The 23,255-nt window shown below is 69.8% G+C and carries 17 protein-coding genes and 1 other RNA gene; 3 read left to right on the top strand and 15 right to left on the bottom strand.

All coding sequences use genetic code 11. The features are described 5' to 3' along the window. Window position 1: 1 nt before the first annotated feature. The 15 genes from galE to AC25Y0_RS00625 form a co-directional block, all read right to left on the bottom strand. Window positions 2-1,021 (bottom strand): UDP-glucose 4-epimerase GalE, encoded by a 1,020-nt coding sequence (galE, locus tag AC25Y0_RS00555; protein WP_488122415.1) that lies wholly within the window; start codon window positions 1,019-1,021, stop codon window positions 2-4. Window positions 1,022-1,044: 23 nt separating this feature from the next. Then, complete coding sequence (locus AC25Y0_RS00560; RefSeq protein ID WP_488134038.1) at window positions 1,045-1,698, bottom strand: thymidine kinase; 654 nt, start codon at window positions 1,696-1,698, stop codon at window positions 1,045-1,047. Window positions 1,699-1,800: 102 nt separating this feature from the next. After that, the gene (locus AC25Y0_RS00565; protein WP_488122417.1) at window positions 1,801-3,273 is read right to left on the bottom strand and encodes a malate:quinone oxidoreductase; all 1,473 of its coding nucleotides are present in this window, start codon (window positions 3,271-3,273) and stop codon (window positions 1,801-1,803) included. 39 nt (window positions 3,274-3,312) lie between these two features. Then, window positions 3,313-4,389: an aspartate-semialdehyde dehydrogenase gene (locus AC25Y0_RS00570; protein ID WP_488134039.1), complete on the bottom strand. Its 1,077-nt coding sequence runs from the start codon at window positions 4,387-4,389 to the stop codon at window positions 3,313-3,315. Between the two features lie 23 nt (window positions 4,390-4,412). Further along, window positions 4,413-5,699 carry an aspartate kinase gene (locus AC25Y0_RS00575; protein ID WP_488134040.1) on the bottom strand — a complete coding sequence of 429 codons (1,287 nt, stop codon included), beginning with the start codon at window positions 5,697-5,699 and terminating at the stop codon, window positions 4,413-4,415. Window positions 5,700-5,809: 110 nt separating this feature from the next. Beyond that, window positions 5,810-6,742, bottom strand: coding sequence for a DMT family transporter (locus tag AC25Y0_RS00580; protein WP_488122420.1), 933 nt, complete (start codon window positions 6,740-6,742; stop codon window positions 5,810-5,812). Beyond that, window positions 6,739-7,338 carry a recombination mediator RecR gene (gene recR / locus AC25Y0_RS00585; RefSeq protein WP_488122421.1) on the bottom strand — a complete coding sequence of 200 codons (600 nt, stop codon included), beginning with the start codon at window positions 7,336-7,338 and terminating at the stop codon, window positions 6,739-6,741. Before recR ends, AC25Y0_RS00580 begins: the two co-directional genes overlap by 4 nt. 3 nt (window positions 7,339-7,341) lie before the next feature. Next, window positions 7,342-9,555, bottom strand: a complete 2,214-nt coding sequence (locus tag AC25Y0_RS00590; RefSeq protein ID WP_488122422.1) for a DNA polymerase III subunit gamma and tau — start codon at window positions 9,553-9,555, stop codon at window positions 7,342-7,344. Window positions 9,556-9,625: 70 nt separating this feature from the next. Further along, complete coding sequence (locus tag AC25Y0_RS00595) at window positions 9,626-12,145, bottom strand: glycoside hydrolase family 65 protein (RefSeq protein WP_488122423.1); 2,520 nt, start codon at window positions 12,143-12,145, stop codon at window positions 9,626-9,628. Continuing rightward, a complete protein-coding gene (locus AC25Y0_RS00600) occupies window positions 12,142-12,873 on the bottom strand; it encodes an HAD family hydrolase (RefSeq protein ID WP_488134041.1) in 732 nt (243 codons plus the stop codon). The genes AC25Y0_RS00595 and AC25Y0_RS00600 overlap by 4 nt, the downstream gene beginning before the upstream one ends. A 95-nt stretch (window positions 12,874-12,968) precedes the next feature. Then, the gene (locus AC25Y0_RS00605) at window positions 12,969-14,228 is read right to left on the bottom strand and encodes an acetate/propionate family kinase (protein ID WP_488122425.1); all 1,260 of its coding nucleotides are present in this window, start codon (window positions 14,226-14,228) and stop codon (window positions 12,969-12,971) included. Beyond that, the gene (gene pta / locus AC25Y0_RS00610) at window positions 14,225-16,357 is read right to left on the bottom strand and encodes a phosphate acetyltransferase (protein WP_488134042.1); all 2,133 of its coding nucleotides are present in this window, start codon (window positions 16,355-16,357) and stop codon (window positions 14,225-14,227) included. The genes AC25Y0_RS00605 and pta overlap by 4 nt, the downstream gene beginning before the upstream one ends. A gap of 37 nt (window positions 16,358-16,394) precedes the next feature. Next, window positions 16,395-16,491, bottom strand: an RNA gene (gene ffs / locus AC25Y0_RS00615) — signal recognition particle sRNA small type. 24 nt (window positions 16,492-16,515) lie between these two features. Next, the gene (locus AC25Y0_RS00620; protein WP_488134043.1) at window positions 16,516-18,150 is read right to left on the bottom strand and encodes a DUF5671 domain-containing protein; all 1,635 of its coding nucleotides are present in this window, start codon (window positions 18,148-18,150) and stop codon (window positions 16,516-16,518) included. Continuing rightward, complete coding sequence (locus AC25Y0_RS00625) at window positions 18,147-18,620, bottom strand: hypothetical protein (RefSeq protein WP_488122428.1); 474 nt, start codon at window positions 18,618-18,620, stop codon at window positions 18,147-18,149. Before AC25Y0_RS00625 ends, AC25Y0_RS00620 begins: the two co-directional genes overlap by 4 nt. Before the next feature lie 115 nt (window positions 18,621-18,735). On the opposite strand from AC25Y0_RS00625, the gene AC25Y0_RS00630 reads away from it, so the two are divergent. The 3 genes from AC25Y0_RS00630 to AC25Y0_RS00640 are packed head-to-tail and all read left to right on the top strand — an operon-like array spanning window position 18,736 to window position 23,231. Continuing rightward, on the top strand, window positions 18,736-19,716 hold the full coding sequence (locus AC25Y0_RS00630; protein WP_488122429.1) for an AAA family ATPase: 981 nt from the start codon (window positions 18,736-18,738) through the stop codon (window positions 19,714-19,716). A gap of 10 nt (window positions 19,717-19,726) precedes the next feature. Further along, window positions 19,727-20,983, top strand: coding sequence for a DUF58 domain-containing protein (locus tag AC25Y0_RS00635; protein ID WP_488134044.1), 1,257 nt, complete (start codon window positions 19,727-19,729; stop codon window positions 20,981-20,983). After that, on the top strand, window positions 20,973-23,231 hold the full coding sequence (locus tag AC25Y0_RS00640) for a transglutaminase TgpA family protein (RefSeq protein WP_488134045.1): 2,259 nt from the start codon (window positions 20,973-20,975) through the stop codon (window positions 23,229-23,231). The genes AC25Y0_RS00635 and AC25Y0_RS00640 overlap by 11 nt, the downstream gene beginning before the upstream one ends. Window positions 23,232-23,255 lie beyond the last annotated feature (24 nt).

Raw genomic sequence — 23,255 nt, forward strand, 5'->3', positions numbered from 1 at the left:
CTCAGACGGTGCCGTAGCCGTCGGGGTTCTTCGTCTGCCAGTTCCAGTAGTCGCGACACGCGTCGTCGATCGTGAGGCGCGTCTGCCAGTCCAGCTCGGCGCGGGCCTTCGACGGGTCGCAGTAGGTCGCCGCGACATCACCCGGCCGGCGCGCCAGGATCTTCTTGGGCAGTTCCCGCCCCACGGCACGCTCGAAAGCGGCGACCAGGTCGAGCACGCTGACCGGAACGCCCGTCCCGAGGTTGTAGACCGCGAAGCCGGGTTCGGCCTTTTCGAGCGCCGCGACATGGCCCTCGGCGAGGTCGACGACGTGGATGTAGTCGCGCAGGCCCGTTCCGTCGGGGGTGTCGTAGTCGTCACCGAACACGCCGATGCGATCGAGCGTTCCGATCGCGACGCGCGATACGAACGGCATGAGGTTGTTGGGGATGCCCGCGGGGTCTTCTCCGATGAGACCCGACGGGTGCGCGCCCACGGGATTGAAATAGCGCAGGATCGTGACGTTCAGTTCGGGGTTCACCCGCGCGACGTCGGCGAGGACGACCTCGTTCATGCGCTTGGACTTGCTGTACGGGTTCGAGAGGTCGACGCTCGTCGCGGACTGCTCGGTGAACGGCAGGTCGGCGGGGTCGGAGTAGACCGTGCCCGTGCTCGAGAAGACGAACGAGCGGATGCCGTGCGCGATACCCGCGCGCAGCAGGGCGAACGTCGTGTCGAGGTTGTTCGAGTAGTAGTCGAGCGGCTTCTGCGTCGACTCCCCCACGGCCTTGAACGCCGCGAGGTGCACGATCGCGTCGATCGGGCCGTGGTCGGCGAACACCTGCTCGACGACGACGTCGTCGGCGGCATCCCCCACAACGAGAGGCACGTCCCGGCCCGTGATCTCGGCGACGCGCTCCGCGGCGACGGGACTCGTGCCCGAGAGGTCATCGAGCAGCACGACGTCGTGGCCGGCGTCGAGCAGGGCGACCGCGGTGTGGGTTCCGATGTACCCGGCCCCGCCGGCAAGAAGAACGCGCATGGCCCTAGCCTACGGCGGCCCGGTCAGCCGAGCCGCCCACCGGACTCGCTGAGATAGCACTCCGCGCACATGGATTCGTAGGTCACGCGGTCGGGCGATAGCTCGTCGATCGCGACCTGGTCGCCGTCGAACACGAACCGTCCGCCGACGAGCCGCGCGTTGAAGAGCGCCTTGCGCCCGCACCGGCAGATCGTCTTCAGCTCTTCGAGGCTGTGCGCCAGTTCGAGCAGGCGCCGCGAGCCGGGGAACGCCTCGGTGCGAAAATCGGTGCGGATCCCGTACGCGAGCACCGGGATGCCATCGAGCACGACGATGCGCAGCAGATCATCGACCTGCGCGGGCGTGAGGAACTGCGCCTCGTCGATCAGGAGGCACGCGACATCGGCCGCGCGGCCCGATACCGACGCGTCGGGGATCAGCATCTCGACGGCGTCGTGGCGCAGTCGCGAGCGGTGGCCGGCGAACAGCGCGCGCACATCGTCATCGGGGCGGATGAGGAAGTCGACGGGGCGGGACATCCCCAGACGCGACGAGACTCGGTCGACGTCCTTCGTGTCGATCGCGGGCTTGGCCAGCAGCACCCGCTGACCGCGTTCCTCATAGTTGTACGCCGCCTGCAGCAGGGCGGTCGACTTGCCGGAGTTCATCGCTCCGTAGCGGAAGTACAGTTTTGCCACGTGCCGAGCGTAGTCGCGCGCAGACGCACCCGCGACGCGTCAGGTCCAGAGCACCCCGCGAGGGCCGGAGATGCCGCGAGCGCGACCTCAGAATGCCTGGCGTTACGCCAGGATCGAGAGGGTCTGCGCGGTCTTGGCGAGCTCGGCTTCGGCGACCTCGGGGCGGTTGTTCAGCGTCTCGCCGTAGCTCGGCACGAGCTCGCGCAGGCGCGGCTCCCACTGCGGAAGTTGCTCGGGGAAGCACGTCTTGAGCAGACCGAGCATGATCGAGACGGCCGTCGACGCACCCGGCGACGCCCCGAGCAGACCCGCGATCGTGCCGTCTTCGCTCGTGATCACCTCGGTGCCGAACTGCAGGACGCCACCCTTCTTGGGGTCTTTCTTCATGACCTGTGCGCGCTGGCCGGCCTGGATGAGCGTCCAGTCCTCGTCTTTCGCGGTGGGCATGAAGGTGCGCAGGCTGTCGACCTTCTTGGCGTGGTTCTTCATCAGCTCGCCGACGAGGTACGTGATGAGCGAGGGGTTGTCGAGAGCGACCTTCATCATGGGCCAGAGGTTGCCCGGGCGAACCTGCGCCACAATGTCGGTGATGCGGCCGTTCTTGAGGAACTTCGGACTGAAGGTCGCGAACGGGCCGAACAGCAGAGAAGTCTCGCCGTCGACGACGCGGGTGTCCAGGTGCGGCACCGACATGGGCGGGGCGCCGACCGAGGCCTGCGAGTAGACCTTCGCCTTGTGCTGCGCAACGACCTCGGGATTGGTCGTCTTGAGGAACTGCCCGCCGATGGGAAAGACGCCGTATCCCGAGATCTCGGGGATGCGCGACGACTGCAGCAGCTTCAGCGCCCAGCCGCCCGCGCCGACGAAGACGAAGCGGGCGTCGGTGTACCCGGGCGTGTGCCCGATCGTGTTGCGCCAGTTGATGCGCCACAGGCCGTTCTTCTGACGACGGATGCGGCGCACTTCGCAGTTCGTCACGACATCGACGCCGCGGTCGCGCAGGTGGTCGAAGAGCTGATGGGAGAGAGCACCGAAGTCGACGTCGGTGCCCGCGGGCACGCGGGTGGCGGCGAACGGCTCGCCCGCGACGCGGTTCTGCATGAGCAGCGGCGCCCACTGGTTGATGACGCGCGAGTCCTCGCTGTACTCGATGCCCGCAAAGAGAGGCTGGTCCTTGAGTGCTTCGTAGCGCTTCTTGAGGTAGGCGACATCCTTCTCGCCGCGCACGAACGTCATGTGCGGTGCGGGATTGATGAAGGTCGAGGGGGCATCGAGCACGCCCTCCTCGACGAGCGTCGACCAGAACTGCCGGCTTTGCTGGAACTGCTCGTTGATCGCGACAGCCTTGGCGGGGTCGACGGTGCCGTCGGGGCCCTGGGGCATGTAGTTGAGCTCGCACAGCGCCGCGTGACCCGTTCCGGCGTTGTTCCACGCGTTCGAGCTTTCGAGCGCGACATCGCCGAGTCGTTCGACGACGACGATCTTCCAATCGGGCTGCAGCTGGGACAGCAGAGTGCCGAGGGTGGCGCTCATGATGCCACCGCCGACGAGGACGACATCCAAGGGTTCGGTCACCCTACGATTCTAGGCGGGTCCGCAGACACGCCGGATCGCTCACGCCCGGGCTGCCCCGCGAAGCGACGCGGCGACGAGTTCGGCGATCTGCACGGTGTTCAGCGCCGCACCCTTGCGCAGGTTGTCGTTGCTGATGAACAGCACGAGGCCCTTGCCCGCGGGGGCGGACTGGTCGGCGCGGATACGACCCACGAAGCTAGGGTCCTTGCCCGCCGCGTGCAGGGGGGTCGGCACCTCATCGAGGGCGACTCCCGGAGCCACGGCGAGCACGGCGCGCGCCCGCTCGGGCGAGATGTCGCGCGCGAATTCGGCGTTGATGCTCAGCGAGTGCCCCGTGAAGACCGGCACGCGCACACACGTGCCCGCGACGCGAAGGTCGGGCAGTTCGAGGATCTTGCGGCTCTCGTTGCGCAGCTTCTTCTCTTCGTCGGTCTCGTCTTCTCCGTCGTCCACGATGGAGCCCGCGAGCGGGATGACATCGAACGCGATGGGGGCGACGTACTTCTCGGGCTCGGGGAACTGGACAGCGGAGCCGTCGTGCACGAGCCGGAGCGTGTCGCCCTGAGCGAGCACACCCTCGACCTGACCGAGCAGCTCTTCGGCACCGGCGAGCCCCGAGCCGCTGACGGCCTGGTACGTGCTCACGATGAGCCGCTCGAGCCCCGCCTCGTCGTGGAGGGCCTTCATGACCGGCATGGCGGCCATCGTCGTGCAGTTCGGGTTGGCGATGATGCCGCGCCGGGCATCGGCGATCGCGTGCGGGTTGACCTCGCTGACCACGAGCGGCACATCCGGGTCGAGACGCCATGCGCTGGAATTGTCGATGACGACCGCCCCGGCGTCGGCGAAGCGGGGCGCGTGCGCGCGGCTGCCGGTCGCGCCGGCCGAGAACAAGGCGATGTCGATGCCAGCGGGGTCTGCCGTGGCGATGTCTTCGACGACGACGGTGCTGTCACCGAAGGCGACCGACGTGCCGGCTGAGCGGGCCGTGGCGAACAGGCGCAGCTCGCGGATCGGGAAGTCGCGCTCGAGAAGGATCTCGCGCATGACCGTGCCGACCTGGCCGGTGGCGCCGACGATGGCGACAGAGACTCCGGATTCGGAGATGCGCGTCATGGTGTCGGGTCCTCTCAGGCCGCTCAGCGGCCGGTTCCGGCGTGGACGATCGCTTCGATCTCGCCGTCGAGGTCGTACGCAGTGTGCACAGCGCGAGCGGCATCGACGAGCTCGTCGCCGCTCACGACGACCGAGATGCGGATCTCGGACGTCGAGATCATCTCGATGTTGATGCCGGCCACCGACAGCGCTTCGAACAGCGTCGCCGAGACGCCCGAGTGCGTGCGCATGCCGGCCCCGACGACCGAGAGCTTTCCGATCTGGTCGTCGTGCAGCAGGTTCTCGAACCCGATCTCGGGCTGCTCCGCCGCGAGCGCGCGCAGCGCGGTGCCCGCCTCGGTCTTGGGCACCGTGAAAGAGATGTCGGTGCGCCCCGTCGTCGCCGCCGACACGTTCTGCACGATCATGTCGACGTTGGCGCCGGACTTGGCGACGACCTTGAAGATCTCGGCGGCCTTGCCCGGCACGTCGGGAACCCCGACGACGGTGATCTTGGCCTGGCTGAGGTCGGTCGCGACTCCCGCGACGATCGGCTCTTCCATCTGTTCTCCCTCTTCGCCGTCGGGGATCGTCATCCCCGGGCCGAGCACGTATGTTCCCACGCCCGAACTGAATGTCGAGCGTGCGTGGATGAGCACGCCGTGGCGGCGTGCGTACTCGACGGCGCGGATGTACAGCACCTTCGCGCCGTTCGCCGAGAGCTCGAGCATCTCTTCGCTCGTGACCGCGCGCAGCTTTCGCGCTTTCGGCACGACGCGGGGATCGGCGGTGAAGACACCATCGACGTCGCTGTAGATCTCACACGCGTCGGCGTTGAGCGCGGCGGCGAGCGCGACGGCGGTCGTGTCGGTGCCGCCTCGGCCGAGCGTCGTGATGTCGCGGGTGTCGCGATTGAACCCCTGGAAGCCCGCGACGATGACGATCGCGCCCTCATCGAGCGCTTCGCGCAGGCGCACCGGCGTGACATCGACGATCCGGGCCGCGCCGTGCGTCGAGTCGGTGATCATGCCCGCTTGGCTGCCCGTGAAGGATCGTGCTTCGAAGCCCATCGAGTGAATGGCCATCGCCAGCAGCGCCATCGAGATGCGCTCACCGCTCGAGAGCAGCATGTCCAGCTCACGCGGCGGCGGGATCGGTGCGACCTCGTTCGCGAGATCGAGCAGTTCGTCGGTCGTGTCGCCCATTGCGCTCACGGCCACGACGACGTCGTGTCCCGCGCGTCGCGTGTCGACGATGCGCTTGGCGACGCGCTTGACGCCCTCGGCATCCGCGACAGACGACCCGCCGTATTTCTGGACGATCAGCGCCACGTGGAACTCCCCGGAATGCACGGACGGATGCCGCGCGCAGAGCTCCATCTTACGGAGCCCGTCATGCTCCCCCGCTCATGTGACGACGACGGCGAAACGACACGCACGGGTCAGCCCGGGGCGATGACCGGCAGGTCGCCCGGAGGCTTCTTTGCGCGCAGCGCACCGCCGGTCGCCGCGAGCCAGCATCCGAGGATCACGAGCGGGAATCCGACGATCAGCCCCGGGGTGAGCTGCTCGCCCAGGATCAGGACGCCGAGGAGGATCGCCACAACCGGGTTGACGTAGGTGAACAGCGGCGCGCGCGACGGACCGACGATGTCGATGAGCGCGAAGAAGACGATGAACGCGACGGCCGTGCAGACGACGGCGAGCAGGATGAGCGCCGTCGTGCTCTCGATCGTGGGCATCTCGTGCTGCGTGAGCAGGGCGATCGGCAGGTAGAAGATCCCCACAGCGGCGAGCGAGATCGTGATGGTTCCGAGCGCCGGAATGCCCTTGAGCTTGTGCGCGACGATGAACGGGGCGATCGCGTACCCGATCGCGACGAGCAGCAGTTCTCCGATCGCGATGAGCGAGCTCGTGCCGCCGACGGCGAGGCCGGGACCGGCGACGATGATCGCCACGCCGCCGAAGCCGACCGCGAGACCGATCATCCGCGAGGGCTTCAGCACCGACCGGTCGCCCGCCGTGAAGGCGATGATCGCGGCGAACAGCGGCACCGTCGCGACGAGCAGCCCCGTGAGCCCGGAGGGCAGGGTCTGCTCGGCGTGACTGAGCAGCAGGAACGGTCCGGCCATCTCGACGGCGCCGAACACGAGCACCCAGCCGATCTTCTTCCACGCGGGGCGAAGCGCCCCCTGGCGTATCGCGAACGGAAGCAGGATGAAGGCTGCGATGAGGGTGCGACCCGCGACGACCGATGCGGGCGAGTACGAGTCGACCGCCTGCTTGATGAAGAGGTAGGGCATGCCCCAGATGAGGCACATCGCGCCGAACAGCACCCAGGCGCGCGGCGTGAACCGGTGAAGCGCCGCGGTCATCCTCCGACCGACCTGCGCCCTTCGAACGCGCGACCGAGCGTGACCTCGTCGGCGTATTCGAGGTCGCCGCCGACCGGCAGGCCCGATGCGAGCCGTGTCACGGCGATGTCGAGCGAGTGCAGGAGCCGACTGAGGTAGGTCGCCGTCGCTTCGCCCTCGAGGTTGGGGTTCGTCGCGAGGATGACCTCTTGCACCGTGCCGTCGGCGAGGCGCTGCATGAGCTGCGTGATGCGGAGGTCATCGGGGCCGATGCCGGCGATGGGGCTGATCGCGCCGCCGAGCACGTGGTAGAGGCCGCGAAACTCCCGCGTGCGCTCGATCGCCGCGACGTCCTTGGCGTCTTCGACGACGCAGATGAGCGAGGCGTTGCGCCGCGGGTCGCGGCAGATGCTGCAGCGATCCTGTTCGGACACGTTGCCGCACACTTCGCAGAAGCGCACCTTTTCGCGCACCTCGCTGAGCAGGTGCGCGAGACGCGAGACGTCGAACGACGGCGACTGCAGGATGTGGAACGTGATGCGCTGCGCCGACTTCGGGCCGATGCCCGGAAGCCGGCCGAATTCGTCGATGAGATCTTGGACGATGCCGTCGTACATGGGCTATCCGAACTTCGTCGCGGGTGTGTAGGGCTCTTCTCGCACGAACGTCGCACCGAGCATCTGGCGGACGACGGCCTCGCCGTAGCGCTGCACGCCGTCGTTGCGGCGCGCGGGCGGCGTAGGCGGGGTGACGACGGGCGGGACCGGCACGGGGTCGAGCTGCTCGGCCTCGATCTCGTCGTCGACGGGCTGGATCGAGGGCGAGACGTCAGCCGGTGGCAGCACCGCGCCGTCGCGCGCGAGCGTCGTGGTGAGCGTGCGCGAGTGAGCGGATGCTGCGTCCTCGGGCTCGTCGTCGACGGCGAGCGATGCGGCGGGACCGCCCTTCGCCGAGGCGGGAGCGGGTGCGTCGGGGGTCGCCGGGATCGACGCGACGGCCCACTCGGTCACCGGCGACGCGGACTGCGGCGCGCGCTGCGGCGCCGGGCGCTCGCGCGGCGGTGCCTGGGGGGCACGCTCAGCTGCGGGTGCGAAGTTCGAAGGTCCGGGGCGATCGGAAGGGTCGTCGTCGGGCGGCGGCGGGTCGTCAGACGGGGGCGGTGCCTCATCGCGCCCCGGGGGCGGCGGGCCGTCGAGCCGCGTGCGGAAGCGCACCTGCACACCAAGTGTGTCGGCGATCGCCTGACGCACGTCGACGTGGGCATCGGTGCCGCCCATGGCGCGCGGCTTGAAGCGCTCGAGGTCGCTGGCGCTTCGGAACGAGAGCGTGATGTTGGGCGCCGCGGGGTCGCCGTCGAGCTCGATGACGCGCGTCGCCGACGCGATCAGCCACGATGAGCGCCGCATCTGCTCGAGACGCGAGAGCACTTCGGGCCAGGCATCCTGCATGCGCTGCAGCGTGACGGGACCCGTCGCGAGGGGCTCGGCAACCGGTGCCGACGCCCCTGCGGGAGCGGCAGGAGAAGCCGGCACCTGAGGGGCAGGAGAGGCCGGTGCAGGAGCGGCAGGAGAAGCCGGCGTCTGAGCGGCAGGGGCGGGAGCCTGGGCAGCAGAAGCCGGAGCCTGCGCAGCAGGAGCAGGCGCGGCAGCCTGGGCGGCAGGGGCCGCGACCGCTGGGCGCGCTTCGGCCGCCGCGCGGGGTGACTCGGCCGCCACCGCCGAACCGCTCGCGAGAACGCGCGCGACCATGAGCTCGAGCTGCAGGCGCGGCGAGGTCGCACCCGTCATGTCGTCGAGCGCCGAGACGACGATGTCGGCTGTGCGCGACAGCCGAGCCGGACCGAATGCCTCGGCCTGACGGGTCATTCGTGCGAGGTCTTCTTCAGAGAGCCCGCGCAGCACGGCCGAGGCGCCTTGCCCCGTCGCGGCGATGACGATGAGGTCTCGCAGTCGCTCGAGCAGGTCGTCGACGAAGCGGCGGGGGTCTTGTCCGGTCTGCACGACACGGTCGATCGCTGCGAAAGCGGCCGCGGCGTCGTTCGCCGAGAACGCGTCGGCGACCTCGTCGAGCAGTTCGGCGTGGGTGTACCCGAGCAGCGAGACGGCACGCTCGTACCGAACGACCGTGGCGGAATCGCCGTCGGAGTCGGAGCCCGCGATGAGCTGATCCAGCAGCGACAGCGTGTCTCTCGGCGACCCTCCGCCGGCGCGCACGACGAGCGGCAGAACCCCGGCTTCGACCTCGACGCCCTCGCTCGTGCAGAGCTCTTGCACGTAGTCGAGCATCGCGGCGGGCGGAACCAGCCGGAAGGGGTAGTGGTGCGTGCGCGAGCGGATCGTGCCGATGACCTTCTCGGGCTCGGTCGTCGCGAAGATGAACTTGACGTGGTCGGGCGGCTCTTCGACGAGCTTGAGCAGGGCGTTGAAGCCCTGCGGCGTCACCATGTGCGCCTCGTCGAGGATGAAGATCTTGAACCGGTCGCGCGCGGGCGCGAAGATCGCGCGTTCGCGCAGGTCGCGGGCATCGTCGACACCGTTGTGGCTCGCGGCGTCGATCTCGACGACGTCGAGCGATCCGCCGCCGCCGCGGCCGAGCTCGACACAGCTGTCGCACGTGCCGCACGGGGTGTCGGTCGGGCCCTGCGCACAGTTCAGGCAGCGCGCAAGGATGCGCGCCGAGGTCGTCTTTCCGCAGCCGCGAGGACCCGAGAACAGGTACGCGTGACCGACGCGATCGCCGCGCAGCGCCGTCATGAGCGGATCGGTGACCTGCGCCTGGCCGATCATCTCGCCGAAGGACTCGGGTCGGTAGCGACGATAGAGGGCTGTGGTCACCCGCCTAGCCTACGGCGTACGTCGGACACCGAAGCTGATCGTGCACCGGCACCCGGTCTTGCACCTGCCCTCAGACATCGACCCCGAACTCGACGTCGGCGCCCGCCCCGATGATGGGGATCGACGCCGTCACGGTCGGGACCGAGGCCGACAGGATCGAGCCGTCTTCGCGGCGCGCTTCCCCGAGCCCCTGCAGCGACGGGCGCCCGGGGATGACGGGCCCCTGTCCGTGCAGCGGCACCACGAGCTCTCCGCCCGCTTCGACGACGTATGCCCTGCCCCGCACGCTGAAGCCGACGCGGTCGCCCTCTGACGCGCGCACGCGCAGCTCGTCGTGCGTGATCGCGATGTCCAGGCGCGTGCCGTGCCAGTGCAGCACGAACTCGAGCGACGGCCACGACACGGGCAGCCGCGGGTCGAACGTCAGCTCGCCGAAGTGATCACGCATGCCGCCGAAGCCCGAGACGAGCGCCGTCCACACTCCCCCGGCCGAGGCGACGTGCACACCGTCGGCGGTGTTGGCGTGCAGGTCGGCCAGATCGACGAACAGCGCCTGGCGGAAGTACTCCAGGGCGAGGTCCTGATAGCCCACCTCGGCCGCGAGGATCGACTGCACGACCGCCGAGAGCGTCGAGTCGCCCGTCGTCAGCGGGTCGTAGTACTCGAAGTCGGCGAGCTTGTCCTCGGCCGAGAAGTAATTGCCCTGCAGGAAGAGCGCCAGCACGACGTCTGCCTGCTTGAGCACTTGGTAGCGGTAGATGACGAGCGGGTGGAAGTGCAGCAGCAACGGGCGCTTGTCGGGCGGCGTGCTCTCGAGGTCCCAGATCTCCCGCTCGAGGAACACGTGGTCCTGAGGGTGTATGCCCAGGGCGGGGCTGAACGGGATGTGCATCGCGTCGGCGGCGCGATCCCACGCTTCGGCCTCGTCGGGCTCGAGGGCGAGGCGCTCGGCCATGAGCCGGTACGCCTCGGGAGCGTCCCGCTGCATGTCGCGGACCGTGCGTGCGGCGAAGCGCAGGTTGAACCGCGCCATGACGTTCGTGAAGAGATTGTCGTTGACGACCGTCGTGTACTCGTCGGGACCGGTCACGCCGTGGATGTGGAAGGACTCCACATCGATGCTGCCGTCACTGACGCGCCAGAACCCGAGGGTCGCCCACAGGCGTGCCGTCTCGACCGCGATGTCGACGCCCTCGCGGTGCAGGAAGTCGACGTCGCCCGTCGCGCGGACGTACTTGGCCAGCGCATAACAGACGTCGGCGTTGATGTGGAACTGCGCCGTGCCCGCGGCGTAATAGGCCGAGGCCTCTTCGCCGTTGATCGTGCGCCAGGGGAACAGAGCGCCCGCCTCATTCAGCTGGAAGGCGCGCCGCCGCGCCGCGGGGAGCATGAGGTAGCGCATTCGCAGTGCGTTGCGTGCCCACAGAGGCGTCGTGTACGTGAGGAACGGGAGCACGTAGATCTCGGTGTCCCAGAAGTAGTGCCCGCTGTATCCCGAGCCGGTCATGCCCTTCGCGGGCACGCCATGCGCGTCGGCCCGGGCCGACGCCTGCGCGAGCTGGAAGAGGCACCAGCGCGTCGCCTGCTGCAGGTCGTCGTGGCCGCCGATGCGCACGTCAGAGCGCTTCCAGAAGTCATCGAGCCACGCGCGCTGACCGGCGAAGATCGCGTCGACGCCGAGGTTCAGGGCGCGATCGACCGTGCGGCGCGAGCGATCGACGAGCTCGCGCGCGGGCACGCCCCGCGACGTGTGGTAGCCGACGAGCTTCGTGATGCGGATCGGCACGCCCGCCTTGGCCTGGACGCGGAAGACGTTCTTGGCGATGTCGGGCTCGACCAGGCGGCGAGTCTCGAACTCGTTCGCCGTCTCGACGAGGTGCTGGGCGACGACGGCGACCGTCATTCCCGATTCGGTCACGCGGTACGACAGCGCCGAGCGGTCGTCTTCCTGCCAGTACTCCTGCGGCTGCAGGACGCGCGCATCGAGCTTCTCGGTCTTGCGCGGGTCGAAACCGGCCTTCTTCGTGACGATCGGATTGCCGCCGTACACGTTCTCGCCGTCCTGGCGGTTGATCATCTGGCAGCTGATGGTGACGGGTGCATCCGCGTTGAGGACCGTGACGTCCAGGCGCAGGACGGCGAGGTGCTTGTGGTCGAACGAGACGAGGCGCTCATCTTCGACCCGCACCTCTTTGCCCGACGGCGTGATCCACAGCAGCGATCTGCGCAGCACGCCGTCGCGCATGTCGAGGCTGCGCTCGTAGTCGCGCAGGTCGGCGATGTCGAGCGTCAGCGGCTCGTCGTCGACGTAGAGGCGCATGACCTTGGCGTCGGGAGCGTTCACGATGATCTGCCCGACCTCGGCGAAACCGAACGCCTGCTCGGCGTGACGGATCTGGAAGGTCTCGTGCAGCCCGTTGATGAACGTGCCGTCCTCGTGCGCGTGCAGCCCTTCGGCGTGGTTGCCGCGCAACCCGAGGTAGCCGTTGGCGAGCGAGAACAGCGTCTCGGTGACCCCCGCGTCCTCGTCGGAGTACCTGTTCTCGACGAGTCGCCAGGGGTCGACGGGGAAGCGGTCGCGATCGATCACGGGACGAGCTCCTGCAGGTCAGAGACGACGAGGTCTGCCCCGGCGTCGATGAGGGCGGGGGCGCCGACACCGCGGTCGACGCCGATGACGAGACCGAAGCCGCCGGCGGCGGCGGACTGGACGCCGCTGATGGCGTCTTCGACGGCGACGGAGCGGGCGGGATCGACCCCCAGCATCCGGGCCGCTTCGATGAACACGTCGGGCGCGGGCTTGGAGGCGAGGTGGTCGCGTTCGGCGATGACGCCGTCCATCACGACGGGGAAGCGGTCGCGGATGCCGGCGACGGTGAGCACCTCTTCAGCGTTCTTCGAGCTGGAGACGACCGCGACCGGCGTGCCGGCGGCGTCGAGCGCGTCGAGCATCGCGAGCGAGCCCGGGTAGGGCGCGATGCCATCCTGACGCAGGATGCGCTCGAACACGACGTTCTTGCGGTTGCCGATACCGCACACGGTGTCTGCTTCGACGGGGTCGGACGGGTCGCCCCACGGCACCTCGACGTCGCGCGAGCGCAGGAGGCTCGCGACGCCGTCATACCGCTTCTTGCCGTCGAGCGATGCGAAGTAGTCGGCGTCGCTGTAGGGCGGCTCGATGTTCCACTGCGCGAACAGCTCTTCGAACATCGTCCGCCAGGCGTGCATGTGCACGTCGGCGGTAGGGGTGAGGACGCCGTCGAGATCGAACAGAACGGCGTCGTATGCGGAGAGATCGGGGTGCGGCTCGGTGGTCACGGGTTCCCTTCGACGGAGGAACGGCAGACGGGCTCGACCCACCTTCGCGCCGTCATCCAAGCGTAATCGCGACCGGGTGCCAGCGACACCCGCGATCAGCCCCGCGTCGCCTGCAGAGTCTGCCGCGCGATCTCGAGTTCTTCGTCGGTCGGAACCACGAGCACGGTCACGCGCGAGGCATCGGTCGAGATGCGACGGATGCCGCGGCGGGGCCCCTCACTCCCACCACCCGCCCGTCCTTCGTTGCGCTCCGGATCGATCTCGACACCGGCGAAACCGAGGGTCGCGAGGGCGCCGGCCCGCACGATCGCGGAGTTCTCGCCGACACCGGCTGTGAACGAGATGACATCGACGCCGCCGAGCTGCGCCAGGTACGCACCGGCATAGCCGCGCAGGCGGTGCAGATACACCTCGAACGCCAGGGTCGCCGTGGCATCCCCCGCCTCCATGCGCTGCACGATGTCGCGCATGTCGGACACGCCGGCCAGACCGCGCAGACCGGAGCGCTTGTTCAGCAGGGTGTCGAGATCGTCGGTCGACATGCGCGCGCGCCGCGCCAGCTGCAGCAGCACGGCGGGGTCGATGTCGCCCGATCGCGTGCCCATCACGAGGCCTTCGAGCGGAGTCATGCCCATCGACGTGTCGACCGAGCGTCCGCCGTCGATCGCGGTGACGGATGCGCCGTTGCCGAGGTGGAACACGATCTGGGTGAGCTCGCTCAGCGGACGGCCGACGAAGGCCGCCGCCGCCTCGGAGACGAACTTGTGCGACGTGCCGTGGAAGCCATAGCGGCGGATACGGTGCTCGGCGGCCAGCTCGCGGTCGATCGCGTACGTGTAGGCGGCGGGTGCGAGGGTCTGGTGGAAGGCCGTGTCGAAGACCGCGACGTGCGGGATGTCGGCGAACGCGGCCCGCGCGGCGCGGATGCCCTGCAGTGCGCCGGGGTTGTGCAGCGGGGCGAGCACGGACAGCTCATCGATGTTGATCTCGACGAGCGGCGTGATGATGGTCGGCTCGAAGAAGCGTGCGCCGCCGTGCACGACCCGGTGGCCGACGGCGACCGGCGCCCGCTCGTCGAGCGAGGGCCCGTGCTCGGCGAACGCGTCGAGCATGACAGCGAAGCCGGCGGTGTGGTCGGGGATGGCGAGCTCGCGTTCGTACGTCGTCTCGACGACGGTCGGTGCAGGGCCCCGGAGGTCTGCGAGGACAGCGGCTTCGACGGTGTGCACCGCGCGCCCGACGCCTTCGCCGATCCGCTCGACGAGCCCCGAGGCGAGGACCGACTCGGTCTGCATCTCGATCAGCTGGTACTTGAACGACGAGGACCCGCTGTTGACGACGAGCACCGTGCTCATACGGCCGCCTCCCCCTGCGCCTGGATCGCCGTGATCGCGATCGTGTTCACGATGTCGTCGACCTGCGCGCCGCGCGAGAGATCGTTGATCGGCTTGTTGAGACCCTGCAGCACGGGGCCGATCGCGACGGCACCCGCCGAACGCTGCACGGCCTTGTAGGTGTTGTTGCCGGTGTTCAGGTCGGGGAAGACGAAGACCGTCGCGCGGCCGGCGACCTGCGAGCCGGGCATCTTGGCTGCCGCGACGGCGACATCGGCCGCCGCGTCGTACTGGATGGGCCCCTCGACAAGCAGGTGCGGTGCGCGCTCGCGCACGAGCCGCGTCGCGGCGCGCACCTTCTCGACCTCAGCGCCTGAGCCCGACTCCCCCGTCGAGTACGACAGCATCGCGATGCGCGGCTCGATCCCGAACTGCGCCGCGGTGGCCGCCGACGAGACCGCGATGTCGGCGAGCTGCTCCGCCGTCGGATCGGGGATGACGGCGCAGTCGCCGTAGACGAGCACGCGGTCGGCGAGCGCCATGAGGAAGACGCTCGAGACGACCGACACGTCGGGCCGCGTCTTGATGATCTCGAACGCGGGCCTGATCGTCTGCGCCGTCGTGTGCGCGGCGCCCGAGACCATGCCATCGGCGAGGCCCAGATGCACCATGAGCGTGCCGAAGTACGACACGTCGGTCACGGTGTCCGCGGCCTTGGCGTATGTCACGCCCTTGTGGGCGCGCAGGCGTTCGTACTCGCGGGCGAAGATGTCGACGTGATCGGGATCGAAGGGCGAGAGCACATGGGCCCGTTCGATGTCGATGCCGAGCTCGACCGCGCGCGAGCGCACGTCGGCCTCGTCGCCGAGGATCGTGAGGTGGGCGATGCCCCTGGCCAGCACGCGCGCGGCCGCGCGCAGCACACGGTCGTCATCACCCTCGGGAAGCACGATGCGCTGGGGGTGTGCGCGCGCGCGCTGCACGAGTTCGTACTCGAACATGAGCGGGGTCACGACCGTGGGTCGGGCCAGACCGAGCGATTCGGTCAGCTCAGCGGTGTCGACGTGCGTCTCGAACATCGCCAGCGCCGCGTCGTAGCGCCGCTGCGAATCGGCCGCGAGCCGGCCGCGCGTGCGCATGACGCGGACGGCCGTCTCATACGTGCCGAGATCGGTCGCGATGATCGGCAGGGATGAACCGAGCCCGTCGATGAGCCGGTCGATCGCGTCGGGCAGCGGAAAGGGCCCGTTCAACACGATGCCCGCCAGCGACGGGAACGTGCCCGATGCGTTGGCGAGCAGCGCCGCCAGCAGCACCTCGGTGCGGTCCGCGGGGATCACGACGATCGCGCCCTCTTCGAGCCGCGGCAGCACGTTGATCATCGACATGCCCGCGACGACGACGCTCAACACCTCGCGGGTCAGCAGATCGGGGTCACCCTTGACGAACCGGCCCTCGACCGAGCGCAGCACGCCACGCACCGACGGGGCGATGAGGAACCGGTCCTCAGGCAGGGCCCAGACGGCGGCAGGATGCTCGGTGGTCGCACGCGCCGCGGCGACGACGGCGGTGACCGCCTCGACGGTCTGGCCGAGACGGTCGGGGTCAACTCGGTTCGCGATGACGGCAAGCAGGCCCGCGCGCCCATGTGCGAGCTCGGTGAGGGCGAGCGAGGCGATCTGTCCGACCTCTTCGGGGGTGCGCGCCGTCGAGGCTCCGAGCTGCTCGCCCTGCCCCGCGCGGCCGCTCAGCACGAGCAGCACGGGTGCTCCGAGGTTCGCCGCGATGCGCGCGTTATAGCCGAGCTCGGCGGGGCTCGCGACGTCGGTGTAGTCCGAGCCGACGATGACGACGGCGTCGCAGCGCGCCTCGACGGCTTTGAACCGCTCGACGATCGTGGCGAGGGCCGCATCCGGGTCGAGCCGCACGTCGTCGTACGTCACGCCGACGCATTCCTCGTAGGGCAGGTCGACGCCGTCGTGGTCGAGCAGCATCTGCAGCACGTAGTCGGGTTCGTCCGTCGACCGCGCGATCGCGCGGAAGACGCCGACCCGGGGAGTCGCCCGGCTCATGGCATCCAGGACGCCCAGGGCGATCGTGGATTTACCCGAGTGACCCTCGGCCGACGTGATGTAAATGCTCTGCGCCACTCGTCCAGCCTAGGCGCGCGGTGGATGCACCGGGAAAAAGTAAGACTCTCCGCGAACCCGGCAGAGCCTGGTTACCCTTGCTACGTTTCCGTCCTGGGGGAGTTGGCCTGGATGCCGCCTCGCGGAGAGCTGCCTCCAGTGTACCCACCTCGCGGTGCTCACTCCGCCAACGGGATGATCCGTGGGGTCGCGGCATCCGCGATGACGAGCACGCGGGGCGCCGTGATGCCGCCCAGCGACTGCACGAGCTCGGCCAGCGCCTCATCCGGGAAGTCGACCGCGTGCTCGGAGAACGGCACCGCCTCAGCGGCACGCCACAGCGTGACCGGCACACCCAGACTGCTTCGGATCGCACCTGCCAGCGACTCCCCCCGCGGCCCGCCTGTGACGAGGAGGATCCGTCCGATCGTCGCCTCCCGCGCATCCGAGGCGCTGGCGCGCGTGCGGGTCCACACGGCGAAGTGGTACGCGAACACGAGCCCGGTGGCAAGGAGCACTCCCAGCGGCGCGCGCAGGGCATCGATGGCGCCACCGGATGAGGACGGCTCGAAGACGAGCGCGAGCAGCCTCGAGCCGATGACGAGGAGCGCGATGATCGCGGCGATCGCGCTGGTTCCGAACAGGATGATCAGGTAGACGCGGCGAGCGCGGTCGTCGACGGGCGCGTCGGCGTGCGGACCGAGCGCCTGCCGCCCCGGGTGGGCAGGCCGCCACGCGAGCCACCACACGGGAGCGCCGATGACGAGAGCGCTGAGTCCGCTGAGCAGCAGGGTGAGGGGCGCCGTCGCCACGATCGGCGCCGTCAGCGATGCCAACAGGGCGTTCACCACGACACCGAATCCGCTCGCGGCGCCGATAACGCCGATCCCGGCCACCGCGAACCGCGTCGCCTGCCGCACCTTCGGTGAGGCCTGGTGCGCGAGATTCCCGTAGAAGACGCTGATGATGCCGGCCACGAGCGCGGCGGCGAGAGCGTCGTCGACCGATGTCAGTACGACGCGGGCATCCCCGTCGCCGAACAGCAGGCGCAGAATGCTCTGCAGCAGCACCCCGGCCCCGACGAGGGCCACGGCGGCGAAACCGGCGGTGACCGCGACGCGGACGACGTCGGCGAAGCCGCCCGCCGCCGTGCGCGCGCCCTCGCGGTACGTGTGCCATGCCCATACCGACGCGCCGAGCACGGCCCAGACGAGTCCCTGCAGCACGGCGACGACGGTTCCGGCGGTCACCACGAGCACCGCCGCGCCATCCAGCGCATCCGCGACGAGAGCAGAGAGCGCGCCGATCGCGCCGGAGGCCCCCACGCTGAGCCCCCACACGGCCGAGAGCGACACGATCGGGACCGCGAGCCGTGTCGGTGCGAAGGACGGGCTGCGACGGAGGGCGCGATGCAGCAGCCACACCGCCGCCCAGACGACACCCGTCGAGACGGACCCCGGGCGCCATTGGCCGGCGAGCGCTGCGGCGGCGGCATCCCCCAATCCGACCGTGGCGACGATGAGCGAGGTCAGGGTGACGACGAGCAGGTAGAGGCCCCACCCGACGGACGCGCGTTCCTCGGGCTCGGTGCGCAGTCGACGCGCTTCCCACCACCACAGCGCCGCGGCGAGCGGGGTGGCGATGAGGGCGAAGGCGAGCGAGCGGGCGATGTCGCTGCCGCCGCCGTCGACGACGACCGTTCCCGCCTCGAGCAACCGGGACAGAAGGCCGCTCAGGCCGATCGCGGCGACCGAGACGAGCGCGAACAGGACGAAGAAGACGATGACGCGGCGTACGACCGTCTGAACTCTCACTGCATGCTCCAGTCGCACTCGACGAAGGGCCAGGGCGCCGACACGATGAGCCAGTCCCCGTCGATGCGAGTGAGACGGAAGACATCTTCGGACTGCGACTCACCGCCGCTGAAGAGACCGCCGCTGTATGTGGTCGTGATCATGACGCGCACGCGGGCGCTGTCGCCGTCCACGGTGGTTCCCGCGAGGGTGACGCGGTACTCCGCCCCGCCGGGCACGTAGTAGCCGCAGTCGCCGTCTCCCGGAGCCAGCAGCGCGACGGCGACTTCGATTTCGCCGTCGACGAGCGCCTGTGTGTAGCGCTGCGTCACACCCTCAGGCGAGGTCTCGTCCAGTTCCGCGGCACCGCCGCGCAGCAGCACGGTCACGATGGCGATCACGACGACGACCCCCACGAGCACGAGGAGGGTGATGAGGACGGCACGCGGGCCGCGACCGGGCGCCTGGGCCGGTGCGCTTTCTTCACTCATGCGCTCATCGTGCCGCAAAAGGCGGCGTTCGCCCGGCAGGCCCGCCCCCGGGTCTGCGCGGTTACGATCGTTGTGCGGGTGCCGATGCCCGCCCGAGAGCATCTGTGGGGGTCGCATGCCCGATGCCGAAGCCCTGACCGGCGAGGAGTTCACGCGCATCACCGACGCCATCGTGTCGTCGGTGACGACCGTGATCGACGGCAAGCCCGAAGCGGTGCGCTCGGCGCTGGTGTGCCTGCTCGCCGAAGGGCACCTGCTCATCGAGGACGTGCCCGGCGTCGGCAAGACGATGCTCGCCCGGGCCCTCGCGGCATCGATCGACGCGAGCGTGCGCCGTATCCAGTTCACACCCGACCTGCTCCCCGGTGACGTCACCGGCGTGAGCGTCTTCAACCCGATCGAGCGCGAGTTCGAATTCAAGCAGGGCGCGATCTTCGCGAACATCGTCATCGCGGATGAGATCAACCGGTCCTCCCCCAAGACGCAGTCGGCGCTGCTCGAGGCGATGGAGGAGCGCCAGGTCACCGTGGACGGCCGCACGCACTTCGTTCCCCACCCGTTCCTCGTCGTCGCGACGCAGAACCCCCTCGAGATGGAGGGCACGTATGCGCTCCCCGAAGCGCAGCGCGATCGATTCATGATCCGCATCTCGATGGGCTACCCCGATGCCCGTGCCGAAGCGCTCATGCTGCGTCAGAGAGAAGCGGCCAATCCGCTCGACGCTCTCGTTCCGGTCGCCTCGAGCGCGACCGTCGCGCAGCTCATCGCGTGGGCACGGGCGGTGCACGTCGCCCCCGCGATGGAGGAGTACGCCGTTGCGCTCGCCCACGCCACCCGCGGCCACCCCGATCTGCGGCTCGGCGCGAGCCCGCGCGCGACGCTGCAGCTCGTGCGCGCGGCCAAGGTGTGGGCGGCGCTGGATTCCCGCGGCTATGTCATCCCCGACGACCTCACGGGTCTCCTCGCTCCGGTCTTCGCCCACCGGCTCATTCCGGCGCGGTCGGCCGGGCGCGCGCGCAACGCGACCGAGGCCGTGACCGCCGTGCTCGAGCGCATCGCCACGACGGTGCGGGTGCCGATCGCTGCGCGGCAGTGACGGCGAGACCATGAGACGCCTGTGGCCGCTCACCCCTCGGGGAACGGGTGCGCTCGTGCTCACGATCGCGTGCTTCGTGCTGGCCTCCGAGCTGGGTGTGGTCGAGCTGCAGTACTTCGGGATGCTGCTCATCGCGGTGCTCGTCGCCAGCGTCGGCAGTCTGCACCTGCTGCGCCGCACCGACGCCGTCTCGCGCTCGCTGCACCCCGACGTCGTGACGGTCGGCGCCCAGACCCACGTCGACGTGCGCGCGGGGCTGCGCAGCGTCATGCCGACGCCGTCGGGAACGTGGCGCGACGAGCTTCCGGCGGGTCTGACGGGTCCCGCAGAAGGCACGTTCGCTGCGTTGGGATCGGGGCTCATCGGCGGTGTGCACGGCGGCAACCGCACGCTGCAGTTGGCGTATGTCGCGACGGGCGCGCGCCGCGGCATCCACTCGATCGGACCGCTCACGCTGACCTGCAGCGACCCGTTCGGGCTGGCCCGGCGCAGCATCCGCCTGCGCGAGCGAACGGTCGTGACGGTTGCCCCGGCGCTCGTCGACCTGCCCGCGCTGGCCGATGTCGCCGGCGAATCGGGTGGCATGCTGCACACCGCGGTCGACCAGCTCGGACAGGGTGCCGACAACCTGATCGCGCGGCCCTACGCGCCCGGCGATTCGATGCGGCGCATTCACTGGCGCGCGACGGCGCACCGCAATGAGCTCATGGTGCGGCAAGAGGAGCAGGAGTCGACCCCCGAAGCGACCGTCGTGCTCGACCGCAGCGTGCTGCGATGGTCGTCGGATGCGCTCGTCGAGACGGGAGCGGACCCGGGTTTCGAGACCGGTGTGTCCGCGTGCGTCTCGGTCGTCGCCCGGCTCGTGCGCGACGGCTACGCCGTCGATGTGATCGATTCCGACGGCACGGTGCTGATCGAACAGCTCGATGACGCGGACCCCTCCGACATCGACGAGCTGCTCACGCGCTTCGCGACGATCACGGCCCGGCGCGACGACCATCTTCCGCGCATCGCGCAGCTGTTCGCGGGGGTCATGACGGGCCCCGTCGTCGTCATCGTGGGGCGCCTCGATCCCGCGGATGCCGCGGCTCTGGCCCCCGTCGTCCACCACAGCTCGCTTCCCGTGCTGCTCACCACGACCCCGGTCAGCGACGCGCTCGAGCGGGCCGCCGACGCCGGCTGGCACACCGGCGCGCTCGAAGCGGGCGGAGACCTCGCGGACCCGTGGCGCGCCTCCGTCGGGCGAGGAGCCAGCCGTGTCGTCTGAGGCACGACCCGCCCGCCGCGGCGACCTGCTCACCACGGTCGCCCTGCTCACCACGCTCGTCGCCGCGCTTCTGCCCGTGCTGCCGATGGTGCAGGGCAGCTGGTGGCTCGCGGCATCCGTCGGGGTCGCGGTCGTCGTGCTCGGCGCGGGGCACATCGCCCGGCGCCGTGGCCTGCCGGCGGTCGCCGTGTCGCTCATCGAGGCCGCCGTGTGGGTGCTGTGCCTCACGGGACTCTTCCTGCGCGACACGGCCCTGTTGTGGGTCATCCCGACGCTCGAGACGATCGGCGTCGCGCCCCTGCTCGTGACGCAGGCCTTCGAAGAGATCGCCGTCGGCGCCGCCCCGCTGCCGGCGACGCCTGCGCTGTCGTTCCTCATCGTCGGCGCCCTGGGCCTGCTCACGGTGCTCGTGGACCACGTCGCGCTCACCGCGCGTATGCCGCTGCTGGCATCCGTCGGGATCATCGCGGTCTCGCTCATTCCGGCGATCGCCGTGCCGGGCCGCATCGACATCACGTCCTTCGTGCTGCTCGGGGCGGCGATCCTGTTCCTGCTGCGCGCCGAAACCCGGTCGCGTGAGGCTCCCGCCGCCCGCGCCATCGAGCGGCGGGCCGGCGTGCCGGCGACGGCGCTGAGCATCGCCGCCGTGGCCCTCGTCGTCGCGGTCGTCGGGGCACCCCTGCTGCCTGCGCCCGCCGTGCAGGCCGGTGGCGGGCTGAACGGCGGCCCCGGCATCAACGCGAGCCTGCAACTGGGCGACGATCTGCGGCGGCCGCAAGAGACCGAGGTGCTTCGGATGCGTTCGACGGAACCAAACGCTCCGTATCTGCGCGCCACGACCCTGTCCCGGTTCGACGGCGACATCTGGCTGCCCGACCGCGTACGGACCGTGCCGCTGGACAGTGAGTTCGGCCTGGGTGCGCTCGGCGTCGCCGAGGACATCCGCATGGTCGAGACGACGGCCGCCGTCGAGGTCGTCAACCTCGCGTCGATGTGGGCGCCCATCACCTTTCCCGCGGTCGAGGTGAGCGGGCTCGAGGGCGAGTGGGCCGCCGTGCCCTACAACCGCACCGTCGTAGCCCAGACCGGCTCGACGCAGGGACAGCGTTATGAGGTCGTCGCGAGCGTGCCGCGTCCGACGCTCGAACAGATCCGCGCGCTTTCGACGGGATCGGGCGACGTCTTCGAAGACGCGCAGGCGCTGCCCGCGGACATGCCGCCGGTCATCGCCGAACTCGCCGCCGAGATCACGGCCGGCGCGGCGAACGACTACGACGCGCTCATCGCGCTGCAGCGCTGGTTCCGCGGACCCGACTTCCGCTACTCGCTCGATGCTCCCGTCGAAGACGGGTTCGACGGGACGGGCGTCGAGGCCGTCGAACGGTTCCTCGAGGTGCGGCGGGGCTACTGCATCCATTTCTCTTCGGCGTTCGCGCTGATGGCACGCACACTCGACATGCCGAGCCGCATCGTCGTCGGCTACCTGCCGGGGACGGCGACCGATGACGCCGAGAACGACGAGACCGTGTATTCGGTGTCGAGTTCGCTGCTGCACGCGTGGCCCGAGGTGTACTTCGACGGCGTCGGATGGATCGGATTCGAGCCGACGAGCGGTCTCGGCTCCCCCACGGCGTTCCTGTCGTCCGCGTCGAGTCCGACCGATGACGACATCGACGAGGCAGACCCGCGTCCGTCGGCGTCGGCGAGCCGGTCGGCGACGGACACCCCCGATTCTCGGTTGGATCCGCGCGATGAAGCGCTGCCCGGTGCCAGCACTGGGCCAGCCGCTGCCGTCCCGGCCGTCGTCGTCGTGATCGGCGTGCTGCTCCTGCTCGCGATGCCCGCCCTCTTGCGCGAAGCCCGCCGCCGTCGTCTCGTCGCTGCCGCGCGCGCGGGCGACACCGCCGCCGCGTGGGCCATCATGCAGGATGCCGCGATCGACGTCGGCGCCCCCGTGCCGGCGACCGAGTCGCCGCGCGCATTCGCCGCCCGACTCGTCGCCGAGTACGGAGCCCCCGCCGATGCGATGGAGGTGCTCGTTCGTGCAATAGAACGGGCCAGCTATGCGCCCGCTCGCGTCGCGGGCTATTGGCACGGCGATGATGTGACCGACGCCGCCGACGCCGTCCGGGCGGCGCTTCGCACGGCCGCGCCTCCGTCGCGGAGGCTGCTCGCGATCGTCGCCCCGCGGTCACTCATCGTGCGGCCCGGGAGCGTGTACGCATCGGGGGCCGCGCGCGCAGGGTAGGATAGCCCGTGGCCCTCCGGGGCC

The sequence above is a fragment of the Microbacterium sp. Y547 genome, from assembly GCF_057669785.1.